At 34.8% G+C, this 19,598-nt stretch carries 19 protein-coding genes and 1 tRNA gene; 11 read left to right on the top strand and 9 right to left on the bottom strand.

The genetic code is table 11. The features are described from left to right. Nucleotides 1-72 precede the first annotated feature (72 nt). Complete coding sequence (locus QWY92_RS06625; RefSeq protein WP_290269555.1) at nucleotides 73-741, bottom strand: SCO family protein; 669 nt, start codon at nucleotides 739-741, stop codon at nucleotides 73-75. Nucleotides 742-900: 159 nt separating this feature from the next. Here QWY92_RS06625 and rseP point away from each other — a divergent pair, with 159 nt between their 5' ends. Then, on the top strand, nucleotides 901-2,247 hold the full coding sequence (gene rseP / locus QWY92_RS06630) for an RIP metalloprotease RseP (RefSeq protein ID WP_290270008.1): 1,347 nt from the start codon (nucleotides 901-903) through the stop codon (nucleotides 2,245-2,247). 83 nt (nucleotides 2,248-2,330) lie between these two features. Further along, nucleotides 2,331-2,404, top strand: a tRNA-Asn gene (locus tag QWY92_RS06635). 147 nt (nucleotides 2,405-2,551) lie between these two features. Here QWY92_RS06635 and QWY92_RS06640 read toward each other — a convergent pair. Beyond that, nucleotides 2,552-3,325: a glycosyltransferase family 32 protein gene (locus QWY92_RS06640; RefSeq protein WP_290269557.1), complete on the bottom strand. Its 774-nt coding sequence runs from the start codon at nucleotides 3,323-3,325 to the stop codon at nucleotides 2,552-2,554. A gap of 245 nt (nucleotides 3,326-3,570) precedes the next feature. Between QWY92_RS06640 and QWY92_RS06645 the strand changes: the two genes are divergently transcribed. Together QWY92_RS06645 and QWY92_RS06650 are read left to right on the top strand one after the other, a co-directional pair. Then, nucleotides 3,571-5,346, top strand: a complete 1,776-nt coding sequence (locus QWY92_RS06645; RefSeq protein WP_290269559.1) for a tetratricopeptide repeat protein — start codon at nucleotides 3,571-3,573, stop codon at nucleotides 5,344-5,346. Nucleotides 5,347-5,468: 122 nt separating this feature from the next. Further along, on the top strand, nucleotides 5,469-5,792 hold the full coding sequence (locus QWY92_RS06650; protein WP_290269560.1) for a DUF4286 family protein: 324 nt from the start codon (nucleotides 5,469-5,471) through the stop codon (nucleotides 5,790-5,792). Nucleotides 5,793-6,099: 307 nt separating this feature from the next. Here QWY92_RS06650 and QWY92_RS06655 read toward each other — a convergent pair whose 3' ends face one another. After that, entirely contained in the window at nucleotides 6,100-6,456 is a 357-nt protein-coding gene (locus QWY92_RS06655; protein WP_290269562.1) for a hypothetical protein, read from the bottom strand. Between the two features lie 252 nt (nucleotides 6,457-6,708). On the opposite strand from QWY92_RS06655, the gene QWY92_RS06660 reads away from it, so the two are divergent. The 7 genes from QWY92_RS06660 (at nucleotide 6,709) to QWY92_RS06690 (ending at nucleotide 13,820) form a co-directional block, all read left to right on the top strand. Further along, complete coding sequence (locus QWY92_RS06660) at nucleotides 6,709-7,218, top strand: CvpA family protein (protein WP_290270011.1); 510 nt, start codon at nucleotides 6,709-6,711, stop codon at nucleotides 7,216-7,218. Between the two features lie 385 nt (nucleotides 7,219-7,603). Continuing rightward, nucleotides 7,604-9,022: a PSP1 domain-containing protein gene (locus tag QWY92_RS06665; protein WP_290269564.1), complete on the top strand. Its 1,419-nt coding sequence runs from the start codon at nucleotides 7,604-7,606 to the stop codon at nucleotides 9,020-9,022. Further along, nucleotides 9,009-9,509: a gliding motility lipoprotein GldH gene (locus QWY92_RS06670; RefSeq protein ID WP_290269566.1), complete on the top strand. Its 501-nt coding sequence runs from the start codon at nucleotides 9,009-9,011 to the stop codon at nucleotides 9,507-9,509. Before QWY92_RS06665 ends, QWY92_RS06670 begins: the two co-directional genes overlap by 14 nt. A 41-nt stretch (nucleotides 9,510-9,550) precedes the next feature. Then, nucleotides 9,551-11,896 (top strand): penicillin-binding protein 1A, encoded by a 2,346-nt coding sequence (locus QWY92_RS06675; RefSeq protein ID WP_290269568.1) that lies wholly within the window; start codon nucleotides 9,551-9,553, stop codon nucleotides 11,894-11,896. A 180-nt stretch (nucleotides 11,897-12,076) separates the two neighbouring features. Further along, nucleotides 12,077-12,781 carry a CoA transferase subunit A gene (locus QWY92_RS06680; RefSeq protein WP_290269570.1) on the top strand — a complete coding sequence of 235 codons (705 nt, stop codon included), beginning with the start codon at nucleotides 12,077-12,079 and terminating at the stop codon, nucleotides 12,779-12,781. Nucleotides 12,782-12,817: 36 nt separating this feature from the next. Then, complete coding sequence (locus QWY92_RS06685; RefSeq protein WP_290269572.1) at nucleotides 12,818-13,471, top strand: 3-oxoacid CoA-transferase subunit B; 654 nt, start codon at nucleotides 12,818-12,820, stop codon at nucleotides 13,469-13,471. A gap of 220 nt (nucleotides 13,472-13,691) precedes the next feature. Further along, the gene (locus QWY92_RS06690; RefSeq protein ID WP_290269574.1) at nucleotides 13,692-13,820 is read left to right on the top strand and encodes a hypothetical protein; all 129 of its coding nucleotides are present in this window, start codon (nucleotides 13,692-13,694) and stop codon (nucleotides 13,818-13,820) included. 20 nt (nucleotides 13,821-13,840) lie between these two features. Here QWY92_RS06690 and QWY92_RS06695 read toward each other — a convergent pair whose 3' ends face one another. From QWY92_RS06695 to QWY92_RS06720, 6 genes are all read right to left on the bottom strand, one after another. After that, entirely contained in the window at nucleotides 13,841-15,517 is a 1,677-nt protein-coding gene (locus tag QWY92_RS06695) for an ABC transporter ATP-binding protein (protein ID WP_290269576.1), read from the bottom strand. Further along, nucleotides 15,518-16,231: a 3'-5' exonuclease gene (locus QWY92_RS06700; RefSeq protein ID WP_290269578.1), complete on the bottom strand. Its 714-nt coding sequence runs from the start codon at nucleotides 16,229-16,231 to the stop codon at nucleotides 15,518-15,520. It lies immediately after the preceding gene. After that, nucleotides 16,228-17,379, bottom strand: a complete 1,152-nt coding sequence (locus QWY92_RS06705; protein ID WP_290269580.1) for a serine hydrolase domain-containing protein — start codon at nucleotides 17,377-17,379, stop codon at nucleotides 16,228-16,230. The genes QWY92_RS06700 and QWY92_RS06705 overlap by 4 nt, the downstream gene beginning before the upstream one ends. 66 nt (nucleotides 17,380-17,445) lie before the next feature. Beyond that, entirely contained in the window at nucleotides 17,446-17,970 is a 525-nt protein-coding gene (locus QWY92_RS06710; protein WP_290269582.1) for a DUF4442 domain-containing protein, read from the bottom strand. Nucleotide 17,971: 1 nt separating this feature from the next. Next, nucleotides 17,972-18,445: a methylated-DNA--[protein]-cysteine S-methyltransferase gene (locus QWY92_RS06715; protein WP_290269584.1), complete on the bottom strand. Its 474-nt coding sequence runs from the start codon at nucleotides 18,443-18,445 to the stop codon at nucleotides 17,972-17,974. Further along, on the bottom strand, nucleotides 18,445-19,530 hold the full coding sequence (locus QWY92_RS06720) for a CNNM domain-containing protein (RefSeq protein WP_290269585.1): 1,086 nt from the start codon (nucleotides 19,528-19,530) through the stop codon (nucleotides 18,445-18,447). The genes QWY92_RS06715 and QWY92_RS06720 overlap by 1 nt, the downstream gene beginning before the upstream one ends. Nucleotides 19,531-19,598: the final 68 nt, after the last annotated feature.

A 19,598-nucleotide genomic window follows, 5' to 3' on the forward strand; every position in this document is an offset into this window, starting at 1 on the left:
AAAGGTTTTGCTTTTTTAATGATTAGCAGTCTGTTTTTTTTATAAGAACATTCAGGAATTCACTTAAACCTTTTACTTTTCTTCTTTCAAAATTGAAATGTCGCTTAATAATTTATCAATATCTTCTTCATTTGTACCGTCGTAAAAGCCTCGAATTTGTCGTTTTTTATCAATTAACATAAAATTTTCGGTATGTACCATATCAAACGGACCACCGAATTCAGCATCTTTTACTGCTAAATAACTTTTTCGAGCGAGGTTGTAAATTTCCTCTTTATCTCCGGTTACCAGGTTCCATTTTTTATCGTTAACACCTTTTTTTATCGCATAACGCTTTAGTTGGGCAACGCTGTCAATTTCAGGAGTTACCGAGTGTGAAAGCAACATAACGTCATCATCATTTAAAATTTCCTTCTGAATTTTGACCATGTGGTTTGTCATAATCGGACAAATGGTTTGGCAGGTGGTAAAGAAGAAATCGGCCACGTAAATTTTATCCTTATAATCGTTTTGTGTGATGGTTTTTCCGTTTTGATTCAGTAGAGCAAAATCGGCTATTTTATGATATTTTTTTTGATACTGAATGGTGCTATCTACCAATTCTGTACTTACTGAAGCTGGCTGATAAATTGGAAGAGGTTTGTAAACATTCATGGTGTTATAAATCATAGCGACAATGATGATCGATATAACTCCGAAAACAATGAAAAAAACCTTGTAATCTTTAAAAAAATCGCGCATTTTATTGAATTTTCAACAAAAATACGAGATAATTTAGATAACCTGTTGGTTGCGGAAACATAAATTGCTGTTAAAACTAGCCTATTGTGTTATTGTCTTTTTTAAAGTTGGTTGAAAAGCTTACTTTTGTGCGATTATAAAAAATTGATTGAAGATTATATGGAGTTTGTTATCAAAATATCCCAGTTTTTACTAAGTCTGTCGTTGTTAATTGTTTTACACGAATTAGGGCATTTTATTCCGGCGAAGATTTTTAAAACTAGAGTGGAAAAATTTTACTTGTTTTTTGACGTAAAGTTTTCATTATTTAAAAAGAAAATTGGCGATACTGTTTACGGCATTGGCTGGTTGCCACTTGGTGGGTATGTGAAAATTTCGGGTATGATAGACGAAAGTATGGATACCGAACAAATGGCAAAAGAGCCACAGCCTTGGGAATTTAGATCGAAACCAGCTTGGCAACGTTTAATTATTATGTTGGGTGGTGTTACGGTAAACTTTGTGTTGGCTGTGATTATTTATATTGGAATGAGTTATTTCTATGGCGATAAATTTCTTCCTGTTGAAAATATTAAAGATGGTTTATTAGTTGAAAACACAGTGGCTAACAAAGCCGGCTTGTTAACGGGTGACAATGTGGTTGCTGTTGATGGTGTTAAAATTGAGAACTATTCTGAAATTTCTGAAAAAGTATTATTCGGAAAAGAAATTACTATTGAAAGAAACGGACAAGAATCTGTAGTGACTTTTCCTGAAGATTTTTTAGCACAACTGATAGATTCGAAAGAAAAAGGATTGGTAAGTTTAAGAATGCCTTTTGTTGTAATGGAAGTTCCAGATACTTCTGCAAATAGCGGTAGCGGACTTAAAAAAGGTGATATTCTTGTTGGTTTAAATAATTATAAATCGAAATATGTCGATGGTATTATTGCAGGTTTAGATCAATTTAAAGGTCAAAATGTAACAGCAACCGTTGTACGTGAAGGGAAAGAAACAACATTACCATTAAATGTTAGTGCTGATGGTAAGTTAGGAATAACTTATTCGCCAGTATCTACAATGGCTACATTAGAAGCTTTAGGATATTATTCTTTTGAAACTAAAGAATATGGTTTTTTTGAAGCTATTCCGGTAGGGTTAGAAAAAACAGGAGATAAAATTTCATCTTACATCAAACAGTTTAAAGCTATTTTTACACCAAGCACAGGCGCATATAAAGGTGTAGGAGGCTTTAAAGCAATTTATGATATATTTCCTAGCTTTTGGAGCTGGCAAGTGTTTTGGGGTATTACAGCCTTTTTATCTATTATGTTAGGGGTTTTAAATTTATTACCTATACCGGCACTAGATGGTGGTCATGTGATGTTTTTATTATACGAAATGATCTCGGGAAGAAAGCCTGGAGATAAATTTTTAGAATACGCACAAATGGTTGGATTCTTTCTTTTAATAGCATTAGTGCTGTTTGCAAATGGGAATGATATCTACAAATCGATATTTGATTAAAAATTTTTTTAAAAAAAATTAAAAAATGTTTGTGGCATTTAAATAAAGTCCTATCTTTGCAACCGCTAAGCAAAATAGCACAGTCCTTCTTAGCTCAGTTGGTTAGAGCATCTGACTGTTAATCAGAGGGTCCTTGGTTCGAGCCCAAGAGAAGGAGCAAAATTAAGTCTAACAGAAATGTTAGACTTTTTTGTTTTTAATAGGTTTTGGTAAATGGCTGTATTTGCTGGTGTATTGTATTTTGCGACACTTTTTTGAGTTGTCAAGCAGATAAAGCAAGTAATAATAGTGTAATGCGAATTCTTTATTTTTTTAATGTATCTTTTAATTCACGCAGTCTTAATAAGTAGATTACTCTATCGACGGAGTTAACGCCAAAAAGTCTCATTAATTTCCGTTTCAAATTAGGTAAAAAAGTAGTTTTATTTGGTAGCCATGACATGGCATAATGATGAATACAGTAGGTGTTTGTTGTTTTTTCTATAACACCAGTACCGTGGTTTTTTGCGCAAAAATAATCTTTGGAAAACATAAAAATAGTATTGCTGTCTTCTCTCATTTTAGCTGCGGATATATTTTCAGGTACTGTTTCTTTAAATGTTTTAATTTGTGAAATTTGTTCCGTCATAATATTTGGTAGTGGCTTTGTGTTAAAGTTTCCGTCTATTTTGATAAATTCTTTTCCGGTGTAATAATCTAAAGATTGTTTTACCCAGTCGCTATGTTTTTCCGCTCCTAGAACTCCGGCTTCGATAATGCCATCACCTTCAGAGCCTATAAAATAGGGGCGCTCTAAAAGATTATTAAAACTTTTTATAACTTCAATATCTGTATCTAAATAAATACCTCCGTAATTATATACTGCATGTAAGCGTATGTAATCGGCGGCAAAAGCATATTTTTTACTTTCAAAGGCTTGTTTAGCCCATATATTATCATCTAAGTTGAATCTATTAGTATCCCAAAGCACGAACTCATAATCAGGTAATTTTTCTTTCCAAGTGTTTATGCATTTTTTAATTAATGGCGGATAGGCATCGTTACTAAGCCAGCAAAAATGTATTATTTTGGGTATCATTTATTTGTTTTTAAAAATAAAACTTGGCAGTAAGCTTGATTGGGGTCAGTTTGTAATTTTATTGTTTAAGACTTCTATTAGGTTGGTAATTTAGTAATATTTCTACTTAATTTATTTTCATATTTATTATTTCTTTAAGGTTAATATCTGTTGTCTGGTAAATGTTTGTTTCCATAAGCAACCGTTCGCATTAAAAATTTCACAACAGTACAATATCTCCAAAACACAATCATTATATTTACGGCATGAGATTTTTTTTAATACTATGTCTGTTTGTAAGTGCGTCGATGTTTTCGCAAAGCGATATTCTTGCTAAGGAATATTTCAAAAATGGCGATTATAAAAAAGCTTTAAACGAGTATAAAAAACTATTTGGCAATCCATCAACAAGCATTTCTTATATCGATGGTATTATCACGTGCCACCAGCAATTAGAACAATACGACGAGGCGGAAGCTTTTTTAGTCGAATTAATGCAAACCATTAAATATGCCGGTTTCTTGGTAGAAATAGGTTATAATTATCAACTTAAAAACGATTTAGAAAACGCCAAAATTCAATACAACAAAGCTTTAGAAAGTATTGATGAAAAACCTAGTAATGTATTTTCTGTAGCCCGAAGTTTTCAAAATCATAATTTACTAGATCAAGCCGTTGCAGCTTATCAAAAAGGCATGGCGTTAAACGAGCAATACGATTTCAAATTACAATTAGCGCAATTATATGGCGAGCAAGGGCACATTGAAAAAATGTTTACCAGTTATATCGATTATATCGCGGCCAATCCGTTTACAATAAATAATGTAAAACGCGCTATTAACGATTTCATAAGCGAGAATAAAGAGAATGAAAACAACATCTTATTCCGAAAAATTCTACTTAAAAAAGCTCAGGAGGCACCTAATTTACTTTGGAATGAGTTATTGAGTTGGTTATTTGTTCAGCAGAAAGACATAAAAAAAGCATTCACACAAGAAAAAGCCATTTTCAACCGTGCACCTGAAAGTTTAAACCGCATAGAAGATTTGGCAGCCATCGCATCTGCCGAAAATCAAACGGAAACAGCTAGAGAAATTTACAGCTATATTATTGAGAAATCTCAAGTTGTTGGCACAAAATTAAACGCCAACTATCAATTATTACAGCTAGACGTTAAAAATAGTTCCGAAACAGATTACACAGCGATTAACGATAAGTATTTAGCCTTGTTTGAAGAATTTGGTAATACATCTCAAACCCTAAGCCTTCAAATAGCATATGCGCATTTTTTAGCCTTTTATAAAAACGATCCTACTGAAGCCACCAAGTTTTTAGAAAACACTTTAGAACTTCCTATTTCCGAACGCGAAAAAGCCGAGGTTAAATTAGAATTGGGCGATATTTTGGTGCTTCAAGAAAAATTTAATCAAGCCTTAATTTATTATACGCAAATTCAACGAAATCTAAAAAACAGTACCATTTCGCAAGTGGCGCGTTATAAAGTGGCGCAAACCAGTTATTATAAAGGCGATTTTAAATGGGCCGAGTCGCAACTTAAAATTTTAAAAGCATCCACGTCGCAATTAACTGCAAACGACGCTCTAAATTTAAAACTGTTAATAAGTGATAATAAATACGAAGACTCCCTTCAAACGGCCTTAAAACGATATGCAAAAGCCGATTTGTTATCCTTTCAGAATAAAACGCAAGCTGCCATAAATGTATTGGATAGCGTTTTAAGCGCTCATAAAACCGAACCCATAATTCCGCAAGCCTTATACAAGCAAGCCGAATTATTAGAAACCCAAAAACAGTACCAAAAAGCCGCAAATAATTACCAAAACATAATCGATAATTACAGCAGTGGCATTTTAATAGACAACGCTTATTATAAATTGGCCGAGCTATATGTAAACCATTTAGAGCAGCCCGAACAAGCAAAAGAGCTTTACGAAAAAATCCTTTTTAACCATGCCGATAGCATTTATTTTGTAGAAGCTCGAAAAAAATTCAGAGCCCTCCGTGGCGATGCTATAAATTAAGAGTCGGTAAGCATTCGTGATAATCAGGTTATAAAAAAGTGTAAAACCCTTTGCCATTCTAATTTTACTTCGGAATTTTGCCAAAGCAAAACAGCACGATTCATTCAAACTAAAAAAATATTATGATTATATACAACGTCACCTCAAACATCGACGAATCTATCCATGCCGATTGGCTCACTTGGATAAAAGCACACATCCCAAAAGTACTAGCAACCGGTAAATTCGATAAAGCCACACTCAGTAAAGTTTTAGTCGAAGAAGATATGGGTGGCGTAACCTATTCCGTGCAATACCGTTCTTATTCTCGCGAAGCTTTAGACGCTTATTACCGCGACGACGCCGATAAATTAAGAGCAGAAGGTTTGCAAAAATTTGCCGATAAAATATTATCCTTTCGCACCGAATTAGAAATAGTAGACGAGTATACCGTAAACTTCACGTAGTTGTAAACACTTTTAGAAATCACAGCCTGCCAAGCTATTTAATTAATTTGGGCGTTCCCCTGCGGGTCAGGCTTTCCGTTGCAAGTCCGCGCACTTCCTACGTCAGGCTGTGGGCTTTTCACTGCAATCCTTAACGCGGGCATAACTGCCAATAATGGTGTTTTTAAGCGAATTTAGGGCGTGTTCAGGCTAAGGTTGTGCTAGTTCAAAAAAAAGGAGTAAAAATCCTGAGTTTTTTAATTAGCGCCAACAATAAGCGTTCGTGTAGAATAATTTTGAATAAAAAAAGCGGTGTAAAAACAGCTAATTACTCAATATAAGTGGTTTCTAAAAAGTAATTTACAATAGCTTCTTTCATTAAAACACTTTGTTCGCCAGCTTTTAAATGTGGTAAAGCGCCTAAAGCGGTGTAGTGTGGCCAACCTTCAGCATCAACAAAATCGAGTTCATAATAACCGTAAGGCATTAAAAGTTTGCAAATAGCAATGTGCATTAAATCTAGTTTTTGGTCCTTTTTAAAAGTACGTTCCAATTGCCCGAGCTCTTGCACACCAATAAGGTAAATAATAGCATCAAGGTCTAAAGTATCGCCATCGGCAAATTGGTCAGATAGTTTTTTTACCACCAAATCCCAGCGTTCCTTTAATTGTTCGTCTCTAGCCATTTTAAATTTTTGAGTTATAAATTTTCAGCAAAGTTAACAAACCTTTTTAAGTTTCAATTAAAGCCGGAATTTATTTCATAACGAATATTACGTTATCACCATCCAAATTAATTATGGTGTTTGCTTTAAAAATTCCGAAGAAATTTTTAAAAACACTTCAATTCCTGTAAATATTTAATCGTTCTTTTTTTTGCTAAAAGTTGCATTAACCTCATAAGTTCTTTTATTTTATATTTGCATCAAATAGTTATTATGGGTGTTATCGATATTGTTTTAGGAGCTTTAATTTTATTCGGACTGGTACGTGGGTTTCTCAAAGGACTTTTTGTTGAGGTGGCTTCATTGGTGGCTTTGGTTGCAGGTGTTTATGGCGCCATTCATTTTAGTAATTTTGCTGCCGAATTTTTGCAAACCAAAACCGATTGGGACGAAAAAACGATTAACATAACTGCCTTTGCAGTCACTTTTATAGTTATTATTTTAGTTATTTCTTTAGCAGGAAAAGCTTTGACTAAATTAGCCGATTTTGCCGCACTTGGTATTTTTAATAAGTTGGCTGGAGGTGTGTTTGGAGCTTTGAAGATTGCACTTATTTTGAGTGTTATTTTAATAGTTTTCGATAGGATGAATAGCACAATTACTTTTGTAGAGGAAGAAAATGTAGCCGATTCCATACTTTACGAACCTGTGAAATCGCTAGTGCCAATGATTTTTCCAGACATTTTAACTCCAAAAGAAGACGTCGAAGAATCTGAAAATTAGTCCTATTAACTAAAAAATGAATCACATTTTTTAGCATAGAAATCTGTGAGAATACCGGAAGTTAGAGACTATTACTAAATTCTTGTTTTTAGTCTTTAGAATAATCTTATCTTTACGTCGAGAAGTTCTGCTTTAGTAGTAAACTCTTAAAAGCATTATACTCATGATTTTACGGAAAATAGTGCCGTAAAAACGAGATTCAATACCAACTTGAATATGGAATGTTGTGTTAGTAAATTGAATTGTTTTTTTACTTAATTTTTAATAAAAAGTAAAATTGAATACAATTTTCTGGCTACATAAAATGTTTAATTTGATGTAAAACAAATAGTTATAAACCTTCTTTCGATAAACCTTAGTTTAATCGAAATCAATATAAAAATATATGGCTTGCGCAAGTTGCTCAACTAAAGACGGCTCTCCAAATGGCTGCAAAAATAACGGTACCTGTGGTACAGATAGTTGCAATAAATTAACTGTTTTCGATTGGTTAGCGAATATGTCGCTTCCCAATGGCGAAAAACCATTTGATTGGGTAGAAGTGCGCTTTAAAAATGGCCGAAAAGACTACTATAAAAACTCCGAAAACCTAACATTAAGCATTGGTGATATTGTTGCTACTCAAGCACAATCTGGCCATGATATTGGTATGGTTACCCTTTCGGGGGAATTGGTGCGTGTGCAAATGAAACGTAAAAATGTTTCGGAAACACCAGCTGAAATTTTAAAAATATACAGAAAAGCAAGTCAGAAAGATATCGATATTTGGTCTGCAGCCCGCGATAAGGAAGAACCTATGAAGGTGCGTGCCCGCCAGTTTGCAATAGATTTGAAATTGCAAATGAAAATTTCGGATATCGAATTTCAAGGCGATGCAAGTAAAGCTACGTTTTATTATACGGCTGAAGAACGCGTTGATTTCCGAGAACTTATTAAAGTTTTTGCCCGCGAGTTTAGAACCCGTATTGAAATGAAACAAGTTGGATTTCGTCAAGAAGCTTCTCGACTTGGAGGTATTGGCTCTTGTGGTCGCGAATTATGCTGTTCAACATGGTTAACCGATTTTAGATCGGTAAGCACATCGGCAGCACGTTACCAGCAATTATCACTTAATCCGCAAAAATTAGCCGGACAATGTGGTAAATTAAAATGCTGTTTAAACTACGAATTGGATACGTATTTAGATGCTTTAAAGAGTTTTCCAAAAACAGATATTAAACTTAAAACTGCAAAAGGAACTGCGGTTTGTCAAAAAACAGACATTTTCAAAGGGCATATGTGGTATGCTTATGAAGGGGAATGGATGAATTGGCACAAAATAACAACCGAACAAGCCAACGAAATTATTGAGTCTAATAAAAACAATAAACCCGTTGCTAGTCTAGAAGAATTCGCCTCTGATGTTTTAGAAGAAGTGAAAACAGAGTTCGAAAACGTGGTTGGTCAAGATAGTTTAACACGTTTCGATAGTCCAAAACGTAATAATAAACGTAAAAACAATAGACGCAAGCCAGGGCAAAAGGCAGGTGAGAATTCTAATCAGAAACCAAAACCGAATCCTAAAAAACCAAACGCTAGCCGAAAACCACAGCATCCAAATCAAAGGGCGGCTAATCCAAAAGGAGCTAATGCAAAAGGGGATGGAGCTCCAAAAGCAGCTCCTAAAAGAGCACCAAAAAAGAAAACTGGTGATAATAGCCCACAAAGCACGGCTAAACCAAATAGTAACCCAAGTAAGAATAACCGTAACCGGAATAATAAAAGAAAACCAAAACCACAAAACAATAATAATGCTACCGAATAATAGCTTTTTATTTTTTTTAATAGCCGCATTTGTATTTACATCTTGCGATCCTAATCGTGTTTTCGACGACTATCAATCGGTTCCAAATACCTGGAATAAAGAACATGTTATTAGTTTTAAAGTTAATCCAGTAGATTCGGTTAAACCGCTTGATTTGTTTGTAAATATTAGAAATACTAACGAGTATAAATTCAGTAATCTGTTTTTAATTGTTGAAATGATAAACCCTAATGGGAAAATTCAAAAAGACACTTTAGAATATAAAATGGCCGAACCTAGTGGTAAACTTTTAGGTACAGGTTATACCGATATAAAAGAAAATAAACTTTGGTATAAAGAAGGTTTTGTGTTTAACGAAACTGGCGATTATACTATTAACATTCAACAAGCCATGCGCGAAAACGGTAAAGTAAACGGCGTAAAAAACTTAGATGGCATTACCGATGTTGGATTCAGAATAGAAAACCCTACCAATATTAAACCCTAATTTCAAAACTTAAGCCGCTTATCACTTAAGGCAATTAAACGATGGCAAAAGCAAAAAAACAAACAAACACTGTTCCCGATTTTACAAAATACGTCCGATTATTTTGGATTGCATTTTTAGGCGGAATTCTCTCAATAGTACTTATTTTTTTATTGGCTTCTTGGGGCGTTTTTGGTGAAATGCCAGATCATACCGTATTAGAAAATCCTAAAACAAACCTGGCAACAGAAATTCTTTCTACCGATGGGAAAACTTTAGGTAAATTCTATTTTAATGATAATAGAACACCCGTTGGCTATAATGAGTTACCACCATATTTGGTTAACGCTTTAATGGCAACAGAAGATGCACGTTTTAAAGATCATTCAGGTATCGATGCCAAGGGAACCTTACGTGCTATACTTACACTTGGTAGTGGCGGTGGAGCAAGTACTATTTCTCAGCAGCTAGCAAAACAATTATTTCATGGTGAAGGATCTAAAAATATTGTAGAACGTGTTTTACAAAAAGTAAAAGAGTGGATTATTGCTATTCGTTTAGAGCGTCAATATACCAAAGAAGAAATTATAGCGCAATATTTTAATATTTACGATTTTTTAAATAATGCCGATGGTATCCGTAGTGCATCCAGTATCTATTTTGATAAAGAGCCTAAAGAGTTGGACGTAAAAGAGTCTGCTATGTTAGTGGGGATGTTCAAAAACTCGTCACTTTTTAATCCTAGAAGACGTCCAGAAATGGTTAGCGACAGGCGTAATGTGGTATTGGCTCAAATGTATAAATACGGTTACATTAATGAATCACTTAAAGATTCGCTTCAAAAAACCGATCTTGATTTAAAATATACGCCACAATCTCATAGAGATGGTATTGCGACGTATTTTAGAGGTTATTTGGATGGTTTTATGAAAGATTGGATTAAGGAAAACCCAAAACCAGATGGTACAAAGTATGATTTGTATAATGATGGGTTGACCATTTATACAACTATCGATTCACGTATGCAAAAGCATGCTGAAGATGCGGTAGAACAACACATGTCGAGATTACAGGCTGAGTTTTTTAAACAGAATTCACCCGAAAGAAATCCGACGGCTCCATTTTTAGATCTTAATAAAGATGAAGTTTCGTCATTGTTAAGACGTAGTATGAAACAATCTGAACGATGGAGACACTTAAAATACGATTTAAAAAAATCGGATAAAGAAATTGAAGAATCTTTCGATAAACCTGCTGAAATGTCTGTGTTTGCTTGGAAAGAAGGGAAGCCTTCTGAAATAGATACCATCATGAAGCCTATGGATTCTATGCGTTATTACAAGTCGTTTTTACGTACAGGTATGATGTCTATGGATCCACAAACGGGCCATGTTAAAGCCTGGGTTGGAGGCATGAATTATCGACATTTTCAATACGATATGGTAAAACAAGGAAAGCGCCAAATTGGTTCTACCTTTAAACCTTTTGTTTATACAGCTGCTATGGATCAGTTGCACTTATCGCCTTGCGACGAATTGCCTGATACGCCATTTTGTATAGAAGCCAATAAATATGGGAATCCAGAAGCTTGGTGTCCTAAAAACTCAGGCGGTGAATATGGCGGGACACGTAGCCTTAAAAATGCTTTAGCAAATTCTGTTAATACCATTACGGCACAATTAATTGATAAGGTTGGTCCGCAAACGGTAATCGATTTAGTTAAAAAGTTAGGTATTGATTCTGAGATTCCAGCGGTACCTTCTATCGCCTTAGGAACACCTGATATTAGTGTTTACGAAATGGTAGGAGCTTATTCTTCTTTTGCAAACCAAGGCGTTTATACTAAACCGGTTATGGTGACTACAATTGCCGATAAAAACGGAACGATTTTGTATCAATTTAAACCTGAAACTCGCGATGTTTTAAGTGCAGAAACGGCTTATGTTACCGTGAAGCTCATGGAAGGTGTAACACAGTCGGGGTCAGGTGCACGATTAAGAGGAAAAGGTAGAGATGCGTATAGAGCGGATTATAGAAAAGTAATCACGGGTTATCCATACGAATTAACAAATCCAATTGCAGGTAAAACAGGAACCACACAAAACCAAAGTGATGGCTGGTTTATGGGTATGGTGCCTAATTTAGTTACTGGCGTTTGGGTTGGTGGCGAAGATAGAGCGGTGCATTTCCCTAATATTACTTACGGTCAAGGTGCTGCCATGGCTTTACCTATTTGGGGTGTTTATATGAAGAGTTGTTATGCCGATAAGAATTTAGATATTTCTACAGGAGCTTTTGAAAAACCTAAAAATTTATCAATAAACGTAGATTGTTCTCAAACGGATGATGATGATAATTCGAATAGCAGTCAGCCAGGTCAAGATATGCCAGACGATTTAAATTTCTAAAAAAATAATATTTTACTTCGGAATTTATTCTGAAAACAAGAAATAAAACGAAACCATCCTTTTTAAAGGATGGTTTTTTTATTGTTATTATTTTGTACTTATTATTGAATAATTCGTAAATTTATACATCTTTATGAGTTGATTTTTCAATAACATAAAGTTGAACTAAATAGAATTCCAATGATAAATAAAAAAGTAGACGATATTAAGCAGGCCTTAGTTGGTGTAAAAAATGGTATGACGTTTATGTTTGGCGGTTTCGGACTTAGTGGTATTCCGGAAAATGCTATTGCCGAACTGGTGCATTTGGGGGTTAAAGATTTAACGTGTATTTCTAATAATGCCGGTGTGGATAATTTCGGATTGGGTTTATTACTTCAGAAAAGACAAATAAAAAAAATGATATCGTCTTATGTTGGGGAAAACGATGAATTCGAACGCCAAATGCTTTCAGGAGAATTGGATGTAGAACTGATTCCGCAAGGTACTTTAGCCGAACGTTGCCGGGCAGCGCAAGCTGGTTTTCCTGCTATTTACACACCTGCAGGTTATGGTACAGAAGTAGCCGAAGGAAAAGAAACCAGAGAATTCGATGGTAAAATGTATGTTTTGGAACGTGCCTTTAAAGCCGATTTTGCTTTTGTGAAGGCATGGAAAGGCGATGCTGCCGGTAATTTAATTTTTAAAGGAACAGCTCGTAATTTTAATCCTGTAATGTGTGGTGCTGCTACAATAACGGTTGCAGAGGTTGAAGAGCTCGTGCCATTAGGAGAACTCGATCCGAATCAAATTCATATTCCAGGTATTTTTGTGCAACGTATATTTAAAGGTGCGCATTATGAAAAACGCATCGAACAACGCACGGTTAGAACCAAAGCGGTTTAATTTGGTATAATCCATCATCATTAAAAACTTATAAAAATGTTAGATAAAATCGGGATAGCTCAACGTATCGCACAGGAGGTTCAAAATGGATATTATGTTAATTTAGGCATTGGTATTCCTACATTGGTAGCCAATTATGTTCGTGATGATATTGAGGTTGAATTTCAAAGTGAAAACGGCGTTTTAGGCATGGGACCATTTCCTTTTGAAGGAGAAGAAGATGCCGATGTTATTAACGCGGGAAAACAAACTATCACAACCCTACCGGGGGCGAGTTTCTTTGATTCGGCTTTGAGTTTTTCTATGATTCGTGGGCAACACGTCGATTTAACTATTCTAGGTGCTATGGAAGTAGCGGAAAATGGCGATATCGCTAATTGGAAAATCCCTGGACGAATGGTAAAAGGCATGGGAGGCGCTATGGATCTTGTGGCGAGTGCTGAAAATATTATTGTTGCCATGATGCATACGAACAAGAAAGGCGAATCTAAACTTTTAAAAAGATGTTCGCTTCCTTTAACAGGGGTAGGTTGTGTTAAGCGTATTGTAACTAACTTAGCTGTGTTAGAAGTAACCAAGAGCGGATTTAAACTTTTAGAGCGTGCGCCTGGAGTATCTGTGGAGGATATTAAAAAGGCTACGGAAGGCACTTTGATTATTGAAGGCGATATTCCGGAAATGGTACTGTAAAGCATGAAATAGGGCTTAAATAAGATTTAATCGACATTAAATGTTAAAATTTAATGTATTTCATCGATTAATAATGTATTTCAGCTGATTATTCAATCTAAATACTATCTTTACAGAGCCCAAAGAAACCAAGTGTATTTATAGATTACCCCAAATCTACCATAATCTTAACTTATTTTAATGGGCCCCAAATTTATCATTAACCTAACCGAAAGTGATTATGAATTTTGCACCAAATCTACCTGAACAACCTACAATTAAAGTGAGTAAATTTCAAGAAACCATGCATGGCAACATGCAATTTTTAAAAGGTTTACTATACTTAACCAAAAAACTTTTCATGCTGTAACCTACCAGCATGATTTTTTTTTAAATGCCTTTCGGAATAGCTTCAATTAATTTTTTAGTGTATTCCTTTTTAGGTGTTTTATAGATGACATCAGCATCGTCTAATTCTTCAATTTTACCTTTATTCATCACTAACAACTGGTCGCTCATATATTTAACCACAGCCAAATCGTGCGAAATAAAGATGTAAGTAAATCCAAAGTCTTCTTTTAATTCATTTAATAAATTTAAAACCTGAGCTTGTACCGAAATATCGAGAGCAGAAACCGATTCGTCGCAAACAATAAGTTTAGGTTGTAAAGCAATGGTTCTAGCAATACCAATACGTTGGCGCTGTCCGCCAGAAAATTCATGAGGATAGCGATTGAAGTAATCTTCCGACAACCCGACACGATTTAAAATTTCAATGACTTTCGCTTTTCGTTCTTTATTATTGCTGAAGAGGTTATGAACAATCATGGGCTCCATGATGGCTTCTCCAACAGGAATTCTCGGATTCAAGGATGAATAAGGATCTTGAAAAATAATTTGAATGTCTTTCCTAAGTTTTCGTATGTCTGTTTTCTTTAATTTTGTAATATCAATGCCGTTGTATAAAATTTGTCCAGCAGTTGCTTTATCTAATTGGAGTATGGCGTTGCCGAGTGTTGATTTTCCACAGCCCGATTCGCCTACTAAACCTAAAGTTTCACCTTCATACAATTTGAAGCTTACGTTGTTTACCGCTTTAAAGGATGTTGGTTTTTTAAACCACCCAGAACTAGAAAAATATTCCTTTTCAACATTTATAACTTCTAATAGTGGTTTTTTAGCATATATTTTAGCGTGATTTTCCTTTCTATCAGCATCTGTAACAATTGTTTTAGATATGGTATTGTCTAAAAAATCTTGTATGGTTGGCAAGGTTTTTAATCGCACATCTAAGGATGGTCTCGAATTTATTAAGGCTTTCGTATAATTATGCTGCGGATTTTTAAAAATGGTAGAAACCAAGCCTTCTTCAACTAAATTCCCTCTAAACATAACCAACACATGGTTGGCTATTTCAGAAATTAAGGATAAATCGTGCGTAATAAAAATAATACTCATTTGAGTTTCGGCCTGTAAATCTTTAAGGAGCTTTATAATCTCCTTTTGTACGGTAACATCGAGTGCTGTGGTAGGTTCGTCGGCGATTAAAACATCGGGTTTGCAAGCGATAGCCATGGCAATCATGACACGCTGCTTTTGCCCGCCCGAAATTTCGTGTGGATATTTAGAATAGGTTATTTCTACATCGGGCAACTTCACTTTTTCGAATAAGGCTAAAGTTTCATTTGCGGCTTCCTTTTTCGATAAATCGGTATGTTGTAACAGAATTTCTTGCACTTGTTTTCCGCAGGTCATTGAAGGATTTAAGGAACTCATAGGTTCCTGAAAGATCATCGCTATTTTTTTTCCTCGAATTTTTTGAAAAGCTTTGGAAGATAATTGTGTTAAATCTTCACCATGAAATAGAATACTTCCTGAAACAATTTTTGAAATTTTCTTCGGAAGTAAGCCTAATATAGCTAGTGAGGAAACGGATTTGCCTGAACCCGATTCGCCAACAATACCTAAGATTTCATTTTCTTTTAGATTAAAAGAAATGTTATGAATAACCTGATTTGCACCAAAGGCAATAGATAAGTTGTTAACGCTAAGGATGTTTTTTTTCATTTAAATATGAATAATTTCGTCGTTTGTTAAAATAGCATCGCCTCGCAATCTTAAAAATATTTGAGCCACCGCAATGGTGTCTTTTTCACAATAGGTAACAATCCGGTCAATTTCGTTTTCCTCGTAAAATACACGACAGACTTCACTGCCGTCAATATCATCTTTAGGTGATGGAATGCCTAAAACATTGGTAAGCAACTTTAATGATGTATAGGTTTTATAGTCGCCAAACTTCCATAATTCTAAAGTGTCTAAATGCGGAACTTCCCAAGGTTTTTTACCAAAAAGGTTTAATTTTTCTGGAATTTCAATGTCATTAATAATCATGCGCCTAGCAATGTATGGAAAATCGAATTCTTTTCCATTATGTCCGCAAAGTAAATGTTTCGGATGATTAAAATGTGTATTTAAAAGGGTTTTAAAATCTTCAAGAATCGTGGTTTCATCACCAAAAAAAGAAGTCGTTCTAAACGTTCTCGAATCTTCGGTAATTTTAAAATATCCTACCGAAATACAAACTATTTTTCCGAATTCTGCCCAAATTCCGGCGCGTTCGTAAAAGTCTTCAGCTGTTTCATCTGCCTGGCGTTGGTATTTCGATTTATGGTCCCAAAGGGCTTGTTTGGTTTCATCTAAATCGGAAAAATATTGAGTTTCTGGAACGGTTTCAATATCCAGAAATAAAATGTTTTCTAAGTTCAGTTTACGTATCATTTTTCTAACATTTTATAAGCTTCGTTTATATATACTGAAATATCATCGGTGAAGGTAGCTACTGTTTTTACAGGTCCTTTAGAATGTCCTAATCTAACTATAATTACATTATCGTTTGGTTCTACAATAACGTATTGCCCCAAGTGACCACGCATCATAAAAAAATGTTTGTCGTTCATGGTTTTTAACCACCAGCCATAACCATATTCTGGACTGTTTTTAAAGCGCGGTGTAATAGATTTGGCTACAAAAGTAGAGTCTAAAATTTGTTTACCGTTCCATTTACCGTGGTCTTTGTAAAGTTTACCAAAACGCGCAAAATCTTTGGCGTTACTAGCTATGCAGCAGTAGGCTTTTACTAAATCGTGACTGTCGCTATCGACTTGCCATAAGGTTGGGTTTTCAGAATTTAAAGGTTTCCAAAAGCTTTCAGTTAAATAATTGTAGAGCTTTTTGCCTGTAGCTTTCTCTATCACCATAGCTAACATTTGTGTGTCTCCACTGGCATATTTAAAAGATTGCCCCGGAGTATTTACAACTTTTAAACTGTTGGTTACTTTGGCTAAATCATCATCAAAATAAGCACGGGTTGTAATGGATAGTGGTGAGTAATATGCTTCGTCCCAATTGGTTCCAGAAGCCATGCTAGCTAAATCTCCAACCGTCATTTTTTCAGCTAAACCGTCGCAGAAATCAGGTAGGAAATCGCAAACAGGTTGGTCTAGACTTTTAATATAGCCATCTTGTATCGCTTTACCTAAAAGGCCAGATACATAACTTTTTGCCATAGAAAATGAATTGGTTTGCGAGTTTTCGTTAAAGCCATCGTAATAATTTTCGAACCAAATGCTGTCGTTTTTTATAATAACGTAGGCAATCGTTCCGTTTTCCGAATTAACTTTAGACAGCGTCTCTGTTTCTTTTATAGAATTATAGTCTGTATGGTTTGGCCACGGTATAGGTGTGTTAGTTTCAACAACTCTGTTGTCCATTTCTTTATAATCTTCAAGATAAGCAGTTTTATGGCCTTTAAGATATATGGTTCTAACGGCTTTTATTAAGTAATCGGTATCTGTAATATAAAGCACTGCAATAAGTGAGATAATAGCTACAGCGAGCCATTTGATAAGGTTTTTTATGAAGGTCATTTATTTAGTTTATGTTGAAACTAAAGATAATAAAATTCTGTTCTAATAAAAAAAGAAGGTTTGTTTTTAAGCTGAAGGTTTGCGCTTTTGTTTACGTTTTTCTTTGTAGTAGGTTTTATCGGCCACATAAATTGTTTTTGATAATTCGGCAATAATAGTCCCTTTTTTATCTACAATATTTGGGGTTTTTACTAAATCGAATTCTCCGTTTTTTGATACTTTTGTTTTAATGAGATTTAAATCTTCTTCGGAAAAAACAAATTCAGCAAAAACTGTTTCTTTCGCCGGACGTTTAAAGTTTATGGTGGCACTTTTATCCCAAACGACATAGTTGTTTCCCAAGATATTCATGAGTTGAATCATGTAAATCGGGTCGGTTGCCGAAAATAGACTGCCACCAAAAATGGTTCCAATAAAGTTTCTGTTTTTAATACTTAACGGAATTTTGATTTTAACGTACATTAAATCTTGCGAAACGGTAATTAATCGGCCTGTAGATCTGCGATACATGGGCGGCCAATTAAACCCGTATTTGTAAATTTGAGCATCGGTAAAAAAGCGTTTTGCAATCTTGGTTATGGTTCTGTACATTCTAAAAAAGCGCTAGTTGTTTGTATGGGCTTTCATGATTAAGTAACCATTGTTTTCTATGAAGTCCGCCTGCATAACCGGTTAAGCTGCCGTTGCTGCCTATAACGCGATGGCAAGGCACAATAATCCAAAGTGGATTTTTTCCGTTGGCATTGGCCACCGCTCGAATGGCTTTTACATCGCCCAATTCTTTGGATAACTCTAAATATGATGTGGTTTTGCCATGCGGGATTTGAGCTAAGGCTTCCCATACTCGTTTTTGAAAATCGGTGCCTTCAGCATTTAATTTTAAATTGAATTGTGTGCGAATACCTTCAAAGTATTCTTGAAGTTGCCTGGCGCAATCTTCCAATTCTATAGGAATAATATCAGTCAGTTTTTCTTCAGAATTTAAAACTGTTACTTGAGAAATACCATCGGTATCTCCAACAATTTTAGTAAATCCTAAAGGTGAATTGATAATACAAGTTTCCATTAGTTTTCAGGATTGTTTTCATCCAGAATTCCTAATTTTTTAGCACGTGCTTCCCAGCTTTTTCTCGCCATATGTTGTAAGTCGGATACGTTATCGCTTTCATCCATAATTTCCAAACCTAAAAGCGTTTCAATCACATCTTCCATAGTTACTATGCCGCTAACAGAACCATACTCATCAACTACTAAAGCCATGTGGTTTCTAGTTTCTACAAGTTGTTCGAATAATTTCGGAATGGGTAGATTACGGTCTATAATAATGATGTTTCGTTTTAATTCGGAAAGTTTTTTGTCTTTATTTCCTAAAGCCATTTCTTTAAAAATTTCATCTTTTAAAACCAACCCTTTAATGTTGTCTATGTTTTCAGAATAAATAGGGATTCTAGAAAAACGCAAATTCATATTTCTATTAAAAAAATCTTCAACCGTTGTATTTTCTTCTTCGGATAACATCACGGTTCGTGGTGTCATCACATTTTTGGCAAACACTTCTTTAAAGTTTAATAAATTCTTTATTATTTTACTTTCATTTTCTTGAAAAACGCCTTCTTCTTGAGCCATATCGGCCATGACTAAAAAGCCTTCTCTACTTAAAATACTTCCGTGACCTTTGCCTCCAATAAGTTTTGTAGTGAGTTGTAGTAGCCATAAAATACCTGTCCATTTTAAAGGGAAAATTAAAACAGTTAATGCTTTAGCTGTGAAATTAGCGAGCTGTTTCCAATAGGTGGCGCCAATGGTTTTCGGGATTATTTCCGAAGCTACTAAAATAAGTAACGTCATTATTGCAGATACTACACCAACAGTATTTATACCTAAAACTTCAATTTTATAAGGTAAACTTTCTGCTTGAATACCAACCATCATGGCACCTAATGTGTGAGCAATAGTGTTTAATGTTAAAATAGCAATTAGTGGCTTATCTACATCTTTTTTTAATGCTTCTAAGGTAAGTGCGTAGTCTTTGTTTTCTTGTTTTTTAACGTTTATAAAGGTTGGCGTTACACTGAGTAAAACGGCCTCGAGTATAGAACATAAAAAAGAAAAGAAAACAGATATGGTTGCCCAAAAAATTAATGCGCTCATTAATGATGATTTTGTTAAATGCTAATTTACGAAATCCATTGAATACCTTTCCTAAATCTACTAACTTT

The organism is Algibacter miyuki, assembly GCF_030409805.1.
Classification (GTDB): domain Bacteria; phylum Bacteroidota; class Bacteroidia; order Flavobacteriales; family Flavobacteriaceae; genus Algibacter; species Algibacter miyuki.